The sequence below is a fragment of the Christiangramia pacifica genome, assembly GCF_057221535.1.
Genome location: NZ_CM170146.1, coordinates 2,795,794 through 2,811,748, shown reverse-complemented (window position 1 = coordinate 2,811,748; position 15,955 = coordinate 2,795,794). Strand labels below are relative to the sequence as shown.

Below are 15,955 nucleotides of genomic sequence, written 5' to 3'. Positions count from 1 at the left end.
ATTTATTCCAGGTTTATCTTTTGTTCATCAAAGATGCCTCCTTTGGAATTTTCGTAGCTAATGATCAATTGTCCATTATTTAGATCAATATTTTCTGAATTCTGAAGCTGAAATTTGAAATTTCTATAATCGTTTGGAGTGTAGACCGCGATGCCTTTCACCAATCCAACTTTTATAGGATCCTTAGCACCGTCTGCTAAATACATTGCCTTGAGATTGCCATATGTTGAAGCATTTCCAGTCCTGTTCAATCTTAAAGAGACTTCCCCGGGTTTTTTATCAAGTATAATATTGTCAATTTTGATATTTGCTGAAGTTTCTCCTTTTCTTATTATTACTGGAATGCTAATTCCAAAAACCGTTTTAATATTGATCGAGATATTTTCTTCTTTATCGATAGAATCTTCGCTTTGAAGCGCCGTTTGCTTTTCAATTGCTCTGAAATATGCATGTGATCTATATTCACCATCACTCATTTCACTAGTTTTGGTCACCTGGAGTCTTACTGTCTGTGCCTCATTTGGCGGAAGTGTCACTCTTCTCGGGAAAAATCGAAGAAATGGATCTGCAAATCGCTGACCTTCAACCGGCTCTTCCACCTGTACGAACTCGCCATTTTCCTGCATATGATATTGAACAAAGGATATAGCAAAGGTTGCGGTGTCCTTTCCGGTATTTATAAGATTGATTTCTTTGGATCGATCCTGATCATCAAAAATGATCCTTTTTGGTAAGATCATTAGATCTCCCTGGGCCATTAATGGTGATTGGAGAAATAAGAAAGCGAAACTCAATAGGGCGAATAGTCTGCTTTTCATGAATAATATTTTTGTGAATTAGTTGTAGGTCACAGTGACATTGAATCCAGAAGAGTTAGTGTACATTCCTCCGGGTTGATTAGCTTCAATATTTAATGTTGCGCCAATCTTCAAAATATCGGTAAATTCTCCTGTAAAATGAGGTTCAACTGTAAAGTTGTCAATTAGTAGGAACTGGTTTGGATTTTCCTGATTGTATAATCTAAAGTTTTCAGGAAGCGTGATAGAATAGTTATAACTACCATGAGTCACCGTTGCTTCAGCAGGGCTAACTTCTCCCGGATTTGCAGCTGAAAGCTCAATTCCATAAGAAATACGAGATCCGTCAGGTGTGAGAATAAGTCTTCCCGGATTTCCGCCAATAACATTTCCAAAATGAAGATCTATATTTTTAGTGATCTCTATGGGCTCCACAACTTTAGCTGTACTTATAATAGTGGCCGATGCTGAATTCTGTGAAAATCCAATAAATGAAATTAGAATTAGCAAGATAAGAATGGGATAATTCTTCATGAATAATGATTACACCTTCACTTAAAAATATATTAGAGACCGGTTCTTGATAGCAACCGGTCTCTCAAAAAGATTTTGTTATTCGTAAGTAACAGTTACCTGTACCTGACCAGTATAGGTACCTGCAGCCTGATCGGCTGGAACTGTAAGTGTACCACCAACTGTAAATGTATCGGCAGTGTTCGCTGAATCACTAGTTAAACTAGAAACCAGATCGCTTAAAGTCATTGTAGCACTATCATCACTTAATTTTGGTTGTTGTGATACTGAGGTAAGCACTTTGTAAGTTTCACCTGCATCCATAGTAACGGTAAATTTAGCAGCTGAAGAAGCGGTTTCTCCCGTAATTAACATATCTGTTTCATCAGAGAATGTTCTTGTTCCGTCTACACCAACAATAATCGAACCTGCGGCATCATCCGTAGTAAAAGTTCCGAAATCTAGTGGTGAATCAGCAGTGATGGAAATTGGAGCAACAACAACTGCATTTACAGCAGCAGTTCCTGAAGCTGAACTTTGAGCAAAAGCCATTCCTGAAATAAGTAGGCAGGCTAGTAAAGTAATTTTTTTCATGTTTGAGTAGGTTTTGTAGTTTGATTTGGTCAGTAAAGATGAGGGTATATGTAAGGATTGACCAAAATTTTTCGTTAAGTGGTAAATTATAATCGTTGAAAGGAAAAAATACTTCGGTGAGCTGTAAATCTTTCACTAATTATTCACGATAAAGATTGAATATATTAGGTATTTAGTGGTGTAGAGTGGATTAAGAAAAAAATTTTAGGATATAATTTGAAGGAAGGTGAAATTTGAATAACAAGAAATTACTTACAAATGATTATGCTCCTTAATTATAGCTTACTATTACTTCTATGGGAGTTTGCGTAACGTAAGTTCCTGGTACCTGCTGTGGTTCGATTTCAAGAGTTGCTCCTATACTGAATGTTTGAGAATCAGAATTTAAAGTGTTTGAATTGGAACTAGTGCTGAAGTCCTTTATAACAATTTCATCAGGACCATTTATCATTTTATAGGAGCCTTGTGAAATAATTACGTTATAAGAGTATCCATTCTGGCCTTTTACTTCAAATGTGGCGGCTGAAACATTTGCTGAATTTTCCAATTGTACATCACCAGTAGTGATTCTTGAATGATCTGGATTTAAAATTACCGTACCACCCTTTCTCGCATCTATACTAGCAAAATTCATGTTTGCGGTTGTTTGGATAGAGATTGGTTCTACAATATTAACGGTAGCTGTAAAGGTTGCAGTTGCGCTATTCTGTCCGTAACCTTTTATAAAAATAATAAGGAGGGAAAAAAGAATAATATAACCGATGCGTTCTTTCTGCATATGTAAATATAAAAAACGAATAGACTACAATCGATAAAAAGCATTAAAAAATCGATGAAATACGCAAATTTATCTAATTATTAACTGTTATATTTCTGAGCCATTTGATTTTTCAAAGAATTAATAGCTGTATTATTATTTCTTAGCCGTTCTTCAATTTTTATTTTTCTATTTTAGAGGAAAACATATATATGACTAAGACTTACCAAACCAATTTAAGTTTAAATAATGTTGACCTTGGATTGCTGATTTTTCGAATAGCCATTGCTGGTTTAATGCTAACCCATGGTTTCCCTAAATTGTTAGATTTTTTCGGAGCCGAAAAAATTCAATTTGCAGATCCCATAGGTCTTGGAGAAAAGGTCTCTTTTACTCTAACTGTTTTTGCAGAATTTGTATGTGCTATTTTTATCATTTTTGGATTTTTAACTCGGTTTTCAGCAATACCAATAGTTATCACTATGGCAGTAGCGGCCTTTATTGTTCATGTGCCAGACGGTTTTGGTAAACAGGAATTACCTATTCTTTATATGTTTGGATTTTTACTGCTGGTAATTTGTGGAGGCGGAAAATATTCCCTGGACTTCTTTATCCAAAACAAAAAATAGAAAACATTTGAGCAAAGTATATATCTTGATGGGAGTTTCTGGTGTGGGGAAAACCACACTTGGTCAAATGCTGGCTAAAGAACTTTCAAAACCATTTTATGATGCTGACGATTTTCATTCTTCTTCAAATAAGGAGAAGATGCAAAATGGAATTTCGTTAAACGACGAGGATAGGGAAGGCTGGCTTAGCGAAATAAGTAATCATATTCAAGATTGGATCAGTTCTGAGGGGGGCGTTCTTGCATGTTCTGCCTTGAAAGAAAAATACCGCAATCAGCTTTCTAATAGTAATTCTGGTCAAATTGAATGGATATTTTTATACGAAGATTTCAATGTTATTGCCGATAGGATCAAGAAAAGGAAATTGCACTTTTTTGACCCTAATCTTCTAAAATCACAATATGATACGCTTGAACCGCCGAATTATGGAATTCATATTAAGGTAGAAAATTCACCAGTGGAATCATTAAAGGAAATTGTACAAAAATTGAATAGATCTGAAATCGGAATTATTGGTCTTGGGGTAATGGGGCAAAGTCTTGCTCTTAATATGGCAAGAAATAATTTTTCTGTCTCCGTTTATAATCGGCAAGAGGGAGAGTTAGAAAATAATATTGCCCGAAATTTCGCCATCCGTCATAGCGACACTTATTATTTTGATGCCTTTGATGACCTTGAAGGCTTTGTTTCAAGTCTAAAATCTCCGAGAAAAATCCTTTTGATGATAAAGGCCGGAGATCCAATAGATGAAATTGTGGAAATTCTGTCGCCCCTCTTACAGAAAGGCGATATCATAATGGATGGAGGAAATTCTAATTATAAAGATACAGAAAGAAGATCTGGAAGGTTGAATAATCTCGGTATTCATTTTATGGGAATCGGAATCTCCGGAGGGGAGGAAGGCGCATTAAACGGGCCGTCCATAATGCCTGGCGGTTCAAGAACAGCCTATAATATGGTCAAAGATATCCTGAACAAAATAGCTGCTAGGGACAAAATCAATGAGCCTTGCAGCACTTATATAGGGCCAGGTTCTTCCGGTCATTTTGTGAAAATGGTGCATAATGGAATAGAATACGGGGAAATGCAGTTAATTGCCGAATTCTATTTTTTTATGAGATATTACCAGGAGAGATCTCCAGAAGAAATTTCAAAAACATTCTCTGAATGGAATATAAAGGAGAGAAGTTTTCTTCTTCAAATCACTGTGGATATTCTTAGGAGAAAAGAAGACGGGAATTATCTTTTGGATAAAGTTTTAGATGTGGCTGGGCAGAAAGGAACCGGTGGATGGTCAACCAATGCTGCACTCGAATTGGGAGTGGCACTGGATACAATTACAGCTTCTGTATTTGCCAGGAATATATCTGCATTTAAATTTCAAAAAGCTAAAGTAAAGGAACTTTACAGTAAAAATATAGTTACAAATTCAGATATAAGCAATGAGGATCTTTATTCGGCTTTCAAATCTGCGTCTATTATAAATCACAGTATAGGTTTTGAAATGCTGAGAATTTCTTCAATTGAATACGACTGGGATCTCGATCTTTCAGAAATTGCAAGAATCTGGATCAACGGCTGTATAATAAGATCTGATTTTATGGAAAGCCTTGCAGAAATTTACAGTTCAGGTGATACCCAACATTTACTTTTATATCCTGAAATTGCAGAGCAACTTGATAATACACGAGAATCCTTTATTAATGTTATTCCCTCAATTTTAGCAATGGGCTGCCCAATGCAGGTAAGTTCCTCTGCACTGAATTATATTCTAAGCTTTACGAATGAAAAAACGTCGGCAAACCTTATTCAGGCGCAGAGGGATTATTTTGGCGCTCATACTTATGAAAGAGTAGATAAGGAACGGGGAGAATATTTTCATTCTAACTGGAAATCAGAATAGTATATGGATCTTCAGATTTTGTTCAGTGTCCTTGGAGGAATAGCCATTTTATTACTTTTAATTCTGCGGCTTAAAATTCAGGCATTTTTAGCTTTACTAATAGTTTGCATTCTTGTTGGCATATTTGCCGGCTTACCTGCCAAGGAAATAATGATTACTATGCAGGAAGGCATGGGTAGTACTTTGGGATTTGTAGCTACAGTAGTTGGACTGGGAGCTTTGTTTGGTGGTATACTTGAGCAATCTGGGGGTGCTAAAAGCCTGGCTAATTATCTCCTTTCAAAGACAGGTGAAAAACGTTCTCCCTGGGCCATGATGGTGACTGGCTTTCTGGTGGCGATCCCGGTATTCTTTGATGTCGCCTTTATTATTCTGGTGCCAATTAGTTACGCTCTTAGTCGGAAAACAGGAAAATCATTGTTGTTGTATGCCTTACCTCTGCTGGCAGGTTTAACGATAACCCACGCTTTTATTCCACCAACACCGGGACCAATTGCCGTTGCAGATATATTGGGAGCAGATCTAGGTTGGGTGATCCTTTTTGGGATAATCACAGGAATACCGGTAGCAATAGTTAGCGGACCTGTTTTTGCCAAATTCATTGCCAGGAAAATCAAAGTTTCACCACCTCATTTTGCAGAAGCGAAAGATGACTCTAATCATGATCTACCGTCAGCCGGACTAATTCTTTCCATTATCGGGACACCAATATTTCTTATTGTATTAAATACAGTCCTCACTAGTCCATTATTTCCTGAAAATTTTATTTCGGGACCGTTGTTATACTTAATTAACTTACTGGGACATCCTTTCACAGCACTTATAATTGCAAATTTGTTAGCCTGGTATTTTATTGGGATTAAAAGAGGAGCCGGTAAGGAGTTTTTAAATAAGACCGCGTTGAAATCTTTTGAAGCAGCAGGAATTATTATTCTTCTAACAGGTGCTGGTGGAGCATTTAAGCAGATCCTTATTGAAACTGGAGCCGGGGAGATGATTGCGGCATCTCTACAGGGTACATTTTTTAATCCATTGCTCTTCGGATTTATTATAGCATTATTGGTACGACTATTACAAGGCTCCGCTACGGTAGCAATGATCACCGCTGCAGGAATTACGGCACCGGTATTAGCTTCTGCGGCGCTAAGTCCCTCACAAACAGCTTTGATTGTAATTGCAATTGCTGCAGGGGCATCCGGTTTTTCTCACGTAAATGATAGCGGATTTTGGCTGGTAGGGAAATATCTGGGTTTATCTGAAAAGCAAACTTTTAAATCCTGGACAGTTATGACAGGAATAGTTGCTATTCTTGGTTTGATAGTAAGCTCAACCTTATATTTTTTCATTTAAAGGATAAAAATCATCAAAAAAAAAGGGAAGCAAAATGCTTCCCTTTTTAATTAAATTTCAAGTATCTAACTTAATTCTTAGCTACTGAAGCCTCACCTTCTAGCATTGCAAAAAATTTGTCCAGATTAGGAATAATAACAATTCTTGTTCGACGGTTTTTAGCCATATTATCCTTGTTCGTATTTTCAACTAATGGTTGGTAACTACTTCTACCAGCAGCAATTAGTTTTGAAGGATCTACATCATATTTATCCTGTAGTATTCTTACAATTGAAGTTGCTCTTCTAACACTTAGGTCCCAGTTATCTTTCAAATAAGATTCTTTTACCATTGTTCTGTCGTCTGTATGACCTTCGATCATTACCTCCATTGCTGGCTCGCTATTAATAACTTCAGCAAGTTTTTTCAATAATGGTTGAGCTTCATTGGTCACTCTGTAGCTACCGCTTCCGAATAAAAGCTTATCTGAAACATTGATCATTACAACAGTTTCGTCAACACTAATATCAATATCATCTTCATCTGCACCTTCAGAAATATTTTGCTTCAGATTATAAGATACAGCAAGATTAATTGAATCTTCAAGAGTTTTAGCTCCTTTTACTTTTTCAGGATCCATTTTAGCAATGGATCTTTTCATTTTATCCTTAGTGTTCTTAGACATTACCGTTAGGTCGTTCATCTCCATCATTCCCTCATTTTCTGTTCTTAAGGAATTGATTTTAGCATTATAATCGGCAACTCTTTCTTCGATACGAGCGTATTTCTCCTCGATCTCCTCTTTTTCTACGCGAGTTTTCTGTAAAATACTTCTTGTATCATTAAGTTCACCTTCAAGCGCTACATATTTCTTTTTCGAAACACATGATGATAGCATAGTGGCTGCTAATACGGTTACGGTTATTGCTCTTTTCATAAATAGATTTTTAATTTTAATTGTTGATTATTTAGTTTTATCAATCGCTTTACTAAAAACTATAATAATGCCAACGCCTTGCTGAATATTGGGATGAATATGCCAAAAGCAAACAAATTTATAAATAAATAACACCTAAACCCTTTAAAATAAATGTGTTAAGTTTACTTATAAATGTTTTTAAATATAATTTAGCGAAGAATTTATCAAGATAGCCTTTTAAAGAAATTGCCATTAAAAATGTAGAAAAGAATCTGAATTGTGTATAATTTCTCTACACTTTTACCTTTTTTAAATCCAATTTAAACTTGAAGAAACAGCGGATTGTAATTGATTTTAACACAAGTTTATTAGAAATTGGGATTCAGTAGTTTCGCAGTATTGTGCCTAAACGATAACTTTGGGATTCTTTAATATCTAACCTTTGACCAAAGCCAGGAGAATTTTTTTTAAAGTTTTAAAAATCATAGGAAAAGTGTTCCTTGGGATCATTATTTTCCTGCTCCTTCTTATTCTTTTTGTAAGAAGTCCTTGGGGTCAGAATATTATTAAAGATAAATTCATTGCTTCTGTTGAAGAGAAGACTGGGGCGACTATAGAATTGGAAAAACTATTTATTCAATTCAACGGTGATATACAGATTGATGAATTATACATAGCAGACCTTTCTGGGGATACTATAATTTTTTCTGAAAGCCTCTCGGCAAATATTCCTATCTGGCCAATTATCAAAGGAAATAGTTTTAGTCTTAATGCGCTTGACGTAAAAAATCTGAAAGCCAGGATCAGTAGAAAAGATAGCATTGAGGGATTTAATTATGAGTTTTTGCTAGATGCTTATGCCACAGATACTACACAAACTACCACTCCAGCAGATACTTCAGCTGCTCCTATGCAAATTTCAATAGGAGATATAGACCTTATGGATATTGACGTAATCTACGAAGATGAAGTTTCCGGCATAGATAGTCATATAGTTCTTGATAAACTGGGAATTGAGTTCACCGAAACAGATTTGGAAAAAATGATCTTCAGGGTCAATGATGCTATTTTAACCAATGCCAGTATCGAATATGAACAGACGAAGCCCTTTCCTGAAAGCAATGAGGAGCCTGCGCCAATGCCTAAACTGGAAGTAGCCAATATTGATTTTAATAATATTTCTGGTTTCTATAGATCAGTTCCAGATTCACTGGATACTGATTTTGATGTCGCCAACCTGGATTTAGATAATTCTCGATTTGATCTCAAGACAAATGAAATTGCCAGTGACCTTATCCAGCTTTCTGATTCTGAGATTAATCTAAAACTTCAGCAAAAGACTTCTCAGGCTAATCAAACTGCAGATCCGGGTGATAATACTTTCGAATGGCCAAAATGGACTGTGAATATTTCAGAAATTGACCTTAGTAATAATTCATTTTTTTATAGTCTTAATGGGGCAGAAGTAAAGAATGGAACATTTGATCCTAATGCTGTTCAACTGGACAGTCTTGTATTCACTGGAAATGATATTAGATATACACCGGGAGTAGCTGATGCGATTATCGAAAAACTTGAATTTAAAGAAGGTTCAGGTATCGAAGTAAAAAAATTCAATATCCAGGCCAGTATCACAGATCAAAAAATGAAGTTTTCAGATCTTGATGTAGCGGTGAATTCTAACAGTCTTTCTGGAAATATGGAAGTTTCCTATGCGAGCCTAAATGATTTCATTCAGGCTCCTGGAAATGCCAGTCTCAATCTCAACCTGAATAATATTTACTTCAATATAAGAGATGTTTATAGGTTTCAGCCAGATCTGAGCGATGATCCTTATATGCAATCGCTGGATGATTCGCCGGTACGGGGAAGTCTGAGCGCTTCAGGAAAAATAGATAATCTGGCACTGAATTCCTTAAATCTTAACTGGAGTAGAACCCGTATTTCAGGCAATGGAAGAATTGTAAATCTTCAGGATCCTGAAAATCTCGCTTTTGACCTTCCAAATGTTCGCATGAACTCAAAGAGAAGCGATCTTTTAAAATTTGTAAAAGAGGAGGATATAGGATTGAAATTACCCAATGATATTTCGCTTAGAGGTAGCTTTGCCGGCAATATGAATGAGATTAGAACCAATTCGGTTTTAGTAACCTCAGATGGGACTTTAAGAGTGAATGGTGATTTTAATATGGGAGACCAGATCGTTTTTGACGCAGAAATTCAAGGAGATAGTATTGCACTTGGCAACCTGTTGCAAAATGAAGCATTGGGAGATATTCAGTTGAACCTTAAAGCTTCAGGAAGCGGTAATTCTGTAAACAATCTCAACGCAAGTCTAGATTCGAGAATCAGTTCGTTTACATACAAGGATTATGAATTCAGGAATATTGATATCAACGGGGAACTTGAGAACGGTGAAGGACCAGTAAACCTGATCTATCAGGATGAAAATCTTGACATGGAAGCGCAAACCACAATTAAGCTTGATTCAGTATCTCCGAGATTCGATTTCAATGTTTATATGGATGGAGCAAATCTAGGAGCTTTAGGGATCACCCAGAAGGATATTAAAACTGGATTTACACTCGAAGGTTGGTATGAGGGAAATGGTACCGATTATGAAATGCAGGCAGAAATTATTGACGGCGTGGCTGTTTATAACAACAAAACTTATCTACTGGGAAGTTTTGATGCGACTGCATATGTTCGTGAAGATACCACTTCGGTGAAAATTCAAAACAGGATGCTGGACCTGGATCTACAGTCTAACGCCAGTCCTGTAGCTTTTTCGGCGGCAATTAACAGGCATTTTAAAAGATATATAGCTGAAGATTATCAGGAAGATTCTATCATTAGCCCGGTAAACCTTAAACTGAATGCGAAAATTAGTCAGGCGCCAATTCTAAATGAAGTATTCCTGGTAAACCTGGAAGAGCTTGATACTGTTGATGTAGTTGTTGATTTCAGAGAACGAGACCGTGAACTCGATGCTGCAATTTCAGTTCCTTTCATTAATTTCTATGGCAGCGAGATAGATAGCTTGAAGATCGATATGGTTTCAGATCCTTCAGATCTTAATTTCAGTTTAGGGTTTAATGCGTTAAACGCCGGACCGCTGGCCATAAAACGAACCAATTTGCAAGGAGATGTTCTGAATAGGAAATTGAATCTAGATTTTTCTTCGACCTATGATGAAGAGCAGCTAGTGCGAGTGAAATCTGAACTCAATTTTCAGGGTGACACTTTGAAATTCCATGTAGATCCGCAGGATCTTATTCTGAATAAAAATCCATGGAATATTGATAGTAGCAACCAGTTAAGTTACGCGACAGAGTATCTCAATTTTGATAATTTCCGATTATATCGAAATGATCAGGAAATGGTGCTGAGCAATGACAAACCCGGTGTTGAAAAAGAGCATTTGAGCCTGGATTTCAAGAATTTCAAGTTAGCGGCATTTCTAAACTATCTTAATCCTGAAAATCAACTGGCTACTGGACAGTTGAACGGGAATATCGTTTATGAAGAACCTTTTGGAGAAACCGGTATACTTGCAGATTTGGCAATTGATCAATTCAAGGTGATGAATGTTGATCTAAATACTTTAAGTCTTAAAGGTAATTCCAGCGGATTCAGCAATTATGATTTCGAAATGGCTTTAAAAGGAGGCGAAGTAGATCTTGATCTTACCGGCTCTTATCAGGCATCAGATCCTTCCGCGATCTTAGATATGAACCTGGATCTGAACGAGGTTAAAATGACTGCATTGGAAGGTTTCTCACAAGGAGAAATCAGGGATGGTAGCGGTAGTTTTTCCGGTAACTTCACGCTTAATGGAACTTTACTGGAACCACAATATGAAGGTAGTCTGGATTTCAATGATGCAAAGTTCAATATTGCTATGCTGAATGCAGATTTTATACTTCCAGACGAACAATTAAGTTTGAATAATGATGAAATTTCATTCAATAAATTCAATATAAATGACGGTAACAATAATGCCATTGTAGTAGACGGTAAGGTTCTTATAACCGATCTGCTAAATCCTGGTTTTGATCTCGATGTCCAGGCCAACGACTTTAGGCTTCTTAATTCTACAGAAGAGGATAATGATCTCTTCTACGGAACTGCCGTGGTGGATGTAGATGCTCAGATAAAAGGTGATCTTAATTTGCCAAAGGTGAATATGAACATGGATATCAAGGAAAGTACAGATTTCACTTATGTAGTTCCCGAAACCGAGTTACAGATCAAGGAAAGAGACGGTATCGTGATCTTTGTAAATAAAGAAAACCCTGATGATATTTTATCTCAAACTCAGGAGGAATCTTACGTGGTATCGGGTTATGATATTTTCTCAAGAATTTCGGTTAATGAAGGCGCTACTTTCAATGTGATCATAAGTCCCGAAACTGGAGATAAATTCCAGGTTCAGGGAGAAGGAGACCTAATTTTCAATATGTATCCGAACGGTCGTACAGCGCTAACAGGAATTTACGAGATCAATGACGGTTTTTATGAAATGAGCCTATATAATCTTGTGAAAAGGCGATTTGATATCGCTGATGGTAGTCGTGTTTCTTGGGCTGGGAACCCTTTTGATGCTCAGCTGGATGTGCGTGCGATCTACAAGGTTGAAACTTCAGCTTCTTCTCTAATGGCCTCTCAGACATCAGGTTTGAGCAGTGGGGAAAGACAGAGGTATAGGCAAGAGCTTCCATTTCTTGTTTACCTGAATGTTGATGGTGATCTTATGGAACCTAAAATTTCTTTTGGTCTTGATTTACCTGAAGAAGAACAGGGAGTTGCCGGTGGTGAAATATTCGGAAGGGTTCAGCAATTGAATAACCAGGAGCAGGAATTGAACAAACAGGTATTTTCGTTACTGGTATTGAATAGATTCTTTCCTGAATCAGGCAGCGATGGAAGTAGTGGAGGAACACTGGCTGTGGCGCGTGATAACCTGAATTCAGCACTTTCAGATCAGTTAAATATGCTTTCTAGTAAAATTCTAGGAGAAAGCGGATTGCAGCTTAATTTTAATGTAGATAGTTTTACAGATTATCAGGGAACGAATCCTGAAGAAAGAACACAATTAGGGATCAGCGCTCAAAAAGCTTTCTTGGAAGACCGCTTGATCGTTCAGGTTGGTAGTGAAGTAGATATCCAGGGTGGTAATCAGCAGGGTCAGGAAGCAAGTCCTGTAATTGGGAATGTAAGTATCTCTTATCTTCTGGATGAAAATGGCGTTTGGAGATTGAAAGGTTTCAGCAAAAATCAATATGAGAATGTTATAGATGGCCAGTTAGTGGTAAGCGGGATTGCCCTAATTTTCACAAAAGAATTCAACAAATTCCAGGATATGTTTGAAAAGGCTGTCATGGAAAATGTGAAGAAGGAGGAAGCTGGAAATTCAAAAAAAGAAGAATCTACGACCGATGAGAACTAGAGATATTAGCATTATAATACTTCTGATAATTTTATTTCAGGCTTGCAGCGTTGAAAAATTCATACCTGAAGATGAGTTTCTTTATACTGGGGCGAAGATCGAAATTGATTCAGACACCACCATAAAAGATAGACCTCAGTTAAAGACAGAACTGGAAAGCGTATTAAGACCCAAACCAAATACACAACTTTTGGGAATGCGTCCTGGCCTATATTTTCATTATAAAGCTCAACGTGAAAAGCCAGGTTTCATCAACAAGTTCTTAAATAAAAAACTTGGAGAAGAGCCTGTTTATCTATCAGATGTAGATCTTACCAATACGGAGGATCTATTGCTTAACCGATTGGAAAATCGAGGTTTTTTCTACAGTAGAGTGAGTTCAGATTCTGAAGAGGATGAAAAGAATAAAACTGCGTCTACTTCTTACAAACTTACTGTTCCAACACCTTATACTATGGAAACTTACCAGCTGGATACAGATACGATGCTGGTATATAAAGATATTCAAAAGGAGCTGGATGAGACTGTTTTAGAAAAAGGAATGCGTTTTGATCTTCCAAATTTGAAGTTAGAACGTGAGCGTATTGATCTTCATCTAAAAAAGGATGGCTATTATAATTTCAATCCCGGGTTTCTGATTTTTGAATCAGATACAAATCAATATGACCAGAAGAAATTTGATCTTTTTCTAAGATTAAAAAAGGATGTTCCTTCAAAATCGGTGATACCTTATCAGATTTCGAATGTGAATGTTTATGTGAATTATAATGTAGATGAAGATTCGGTTACCAAAAATTACAAGCGTTTTAAGGATAAGAATTACTTTCAGGAAGAACTGTTTTTTAAACCTAAATACCTTGATCCATATATATTGATCGAAACTGGGGATTATTACGACCCGGTTCTGTCCAGGAGTACTAGCAGAAGGCTAGGTTCAATTGGTTCCTATAAATTCGTCAATATAAGGTATGATGAAATTGACACGCTCGCTGGTGACGATCTTGGTTTACTGGAGGCAAATATTTATTTATCTCCTCTTAAAAAGCGTGCTATCAGGGCCGAATTACAGGCAGTAACAAAATCTAATAGTTTTACAGGTCCACACCTGGCGCTAAGCTTCCTTAACCGAAATTTATTCAAGGGTGGGGAAAGTCTGAATATATCAGCAAATTTAGGATATGAATTTCAGCAGGGGACAGGGAATGTGCCTGGAAGAAACTCCTTGCAATTGGGATTAACCAATGATCTTATAATTCCAAGGTTACTGTTTCCTATAAGTTTTAGTAAGAATTTCTTCAAATATGATATTCCAAAAACGAAGATGAGTCTTGGAGGAGATTATCTAAGAAGAAGTCAGCTTTTTACCTTGAGTTCTCTCAATGCTTCCTTTGGTTATCTGTGGAATGCCAACAGGTATGTAACACATGAGTTTAACCCGATAAGTTTAAACTATGTAAGCTTAAGTAATGTTACTCCAGAATTTCAGGCAACCCTGGATGAAAATCCATTTCTGGCAAGCAGTTTTGACCAGGAGTTTATTGCCGGACTCACGTATTCCTTCATTTACAACGGAATTATTGATACCGATAAAACGCACGCATTCTTTTTGAACACAAATTTTGACATGGCTGGAAATACCATGAGTTTATTTGGGAAAGAGGCTGAAAGCGGAAATAAAGAAGTTCTGGGGCTGGAATATGCGCAGTATGCTAAACTTGACATGGATCTTCGTTATCACCTGAGGCTTGGAAAGCAACAGGTAATAGCTACCAGATTATTTGCCGGTTATGGACATCCTTATGGCAATTCTGATGTGCTGCCATTTAGTAAACAGTATTTTTCTGGCGGGCCTTATAGTGTAAGAGCTTTTAGAACAAGGTCACTTGGCCCAGGAACTTATAATCCTGCTGAAGACAATTTAATTGAAGAAGAACCCTTAGATCCTGATAATCCTGAAGATGATCCGGTAAATATAGGATTCAGGGATCAGACAGGAAATATTAGGTTTGAAGCCAATGCAGAATACAGATTTCCTATTGTCACTTATTTGAACGGAGCATTCTTTATAGATGCAGGGAACGTTTGGACCTCTAAAGCAAACCCGGAAACTACCAATGCAAATGGCGATGGAACTGGAAAGTTTGATTCAGACTTTTTGAATGAATTGGGAATAGGAGCAGGAGCAGGGTTAAGAATAGATATACAAAGTTTTGTGATCAGGTTTGATCTTGCTTTTCCAATGCACGACCCACGAAAACCAATGGGTGATAGATGGGTAAACGATTTTGGAAGTCCGGTATTTAATTTTGCGATTGGATACCCATTCTAATGTTGCATTTTATTTCCAAAGCAAAGATCTCCGGCATCTCCAAGCCCCGGTACTATATATCCATTCTTGTCCAGTTCATGATCAATGGTAGCTATCCATAATTTGGAATTTTCAGGAAATTCAGATTTTAAATATTGCACGCCTTCATCAGATCCTATGACAGAAACCAGGTGAATTTTTTCAGGAGTTCCCATAGAACCTAAGGCATTTAAAACATTACTGAAAGATCTTCCGGTAGCAAGCATGGGATCTGCTAAAATGAGCGTCTTTCCTTCAAGGGAAGGAGAAGCCAGGTATTCAACTAAAATCTCGAAATTTTCGTCATTATTAGGGTGATGTCTATATGCAGATATAAATGAATTTTCAGCATCATCAAAATAATTGAGAATTCCCTGGTGCAAAGGTAAACCAGCTCTCAAGATAGAACAGATTACCAATTCATTCTTAGGCATCGCAACTTCAGATTTCCCAAGCGGAGTATTGAATTCTCTTTTTTCGTATTCAAGTTCCTTACTTAATTCATACGCCATGATTTCTCCAAGTCGCTCAATATTCCGGCGAAAACGCATTCTGTCTTTTTGAATTCCCGTATCTCTTAATTGCGAAATAAACCTGTTCGCAATAGAATTGGTTTTGAGTATTTCCTGAACCTGCATTCTTCAATTTTATTGATTTCAGCTCAAATTTAAGCTTTTCATTTCAGAACCTAAACTCTCAAAATTTAATCGATTTTGAC

Annotated in this window: 11 protein-coding genes; 5 read left to right on the top strand and 6 right to left on the bottom strand. The window is 36.9% G+C overall.

Annotation, left to right across the window (positions count from 1 at the left end; translation table 11 throughout):
* Positions 1-2: 2 nt before the first annotated feature.
* From AC2S94_RS12890 to AC2S94_RS12875, 4 genes are all read right to left on the bottom strand, one after another.
* Positions 3-818 (bottom strand): fimbrial biogenesis chaperone, encoded by an 816-nt coding sequence (locus AC2S94_RS12890; RefSeq protein ID WP_484628981.1) that lies wholly within the window; start codon positions 816-818, stop codon positions 3-5.
* Between the two features lie 18 nt (positions 819-836).
* The gene (locus tag AC2S94_RS12885; protein ID WP_484628980.1) at positions 837-1,331 is read right to left on the bottom strand and encodes a DUF4402 domain-containing protein; all 495 of its coding nucleotides are present in this window, start codon (positions 1,329-1,331) and stop codon (positions 837-839) included.
* 78 nt (positions 1,332-1,409) lie between these two features.
* Positions 1,410-1,904, bottom strand: coding sequence for a DUF4402 domain-containing protein (locus AC2S94_RS12880; protein WP_484628979.1), 495 nt, complete (start codon positions 1,902-1,904; stop codon positions 1,410-1,412).
* A gap of 271 nt (positions 1,905-2,175) precedes the next feature.
* Complete coding sequence (locus AC2S94_RS12875) at positions 2,176-2,682, bottom strand: DUF4402 domain-containing protein (RefSeq protein WP_484628978.1); 507 nt, start codon at positions 2,680-2,682, stop codon at positions 2,176-2,178.
* Positions 2,683-2,873: 191 nt separating this feature from the next.
* Here AC2S94_RS12875 and AC2S94_RS12870 point away from each other — a divergent pair, with 191 nt between their 5' ends.
* Genes AC2S94_RS12870 through AC2S94_RS12860 form a run of 3 tightly spaced genes read left to right on the top strand, consistent with a single transcriptional unit; the run spans position 2,874 to position 6,543 of the window.
* Positions 2,874-3,290, top strand: a complete 417-nt coding sequence (locus AC2S94_RS12870; protein WP_484628977.1) for a DoxX family protein — start codon at positions 2,874-2,876, stop codon at positions 3,288-3,290.
* A gap of 7 nt (positions 3,291-3,297) precedes the next feature.
* Complete coding sequence (gndA, locus tag AC2S94_RS12865) at positions 3,298-5,193, top strand: NADP-dependent phosphogluconate dehydrogenase (protein ID WP_484628976.1); 1,896 nt, start codon at positions 3,298-3,300, stop codon at positions 5,191-5,193.
* Between the two features lie 3 nt (positions 5,194-5,196).
* The gene (locus AC2S94_RS12860; protein ID WP_484628975.1) at positions 5,197-6,543 is read left to right on the top strand and encodes a GntP family permease; all 1,347 of its coding nucleotides are present in this window, start codon (positions 5,197-5,199) and stop codon (positions 6,541-6,543) included.
* 70 nt (positions 6,544-6,613) lie between these two features.
* On the opposite strand, the gene AC2S94_RS12855 is transcribed toward AC2S94_RS12860, so the two are convergent.
* A complete protein-coding gene (locus AC2S94_RS12855; protein WP_484628974.1) occupies positions 6,614-7,459 on the bottom strand; it encodes an OmpA/MotB family protein in 846 nt (281 codons plus the stop codon).
* 424 nt (positions 7,460-7,883) lie between these two features.
* On the opposite strand from AC2S94_RS12855, the gene AC2S94_RS12850 reads away from it, so the two are divergent.
* Together AC2S94_RS12850 and tamL are read left to right on the top strand one after the other, a co-directional pair.
* Positions 7,884-12,890: a translocation/assembly module TamB domain-containing protein gene (locus AC2S94_RS12850; protein ID WP_484628973.1), complete on the top strand. Its 5,007-nt coding sequence runs from the start codon at positions 7,884-7,886 to the stop codon at positions 12,888-12,890.
* Positions 12,880-15,219: a translocation and assembly module lipoprotein TamL gene (gene tamL, locus AC2S94_RS12845; protein ID WP_484628972.1), complete on the top strand. Its 2,340-nt coding sequence runs from the start codon at positions 12,880-12,882 to the stop codon at positions 15,217-15,219. Before AC2S94_RS12850 ends, tamL begins: the two co-directional genes overlap by 11 nt.
* Here the strand turns inward: tamL and upp are convergent.
* On the bottom strand, positions 15,216-15,875 hold the full coding sequence (gene upp / locus AC2S94_RS12840; protein ID WP_484628971.1) for a uracil phosphoribosyltransferase: 660 nt from the start codon (positions 15,873-15,875) through the stop codon (positions 15,216-15,218). The two genes, tamL and upp, sit on opposite strands and share 4 nt — an antisense overlap.
* Positions 15,876-15,955: the final 80 nt, after the last annotated feature.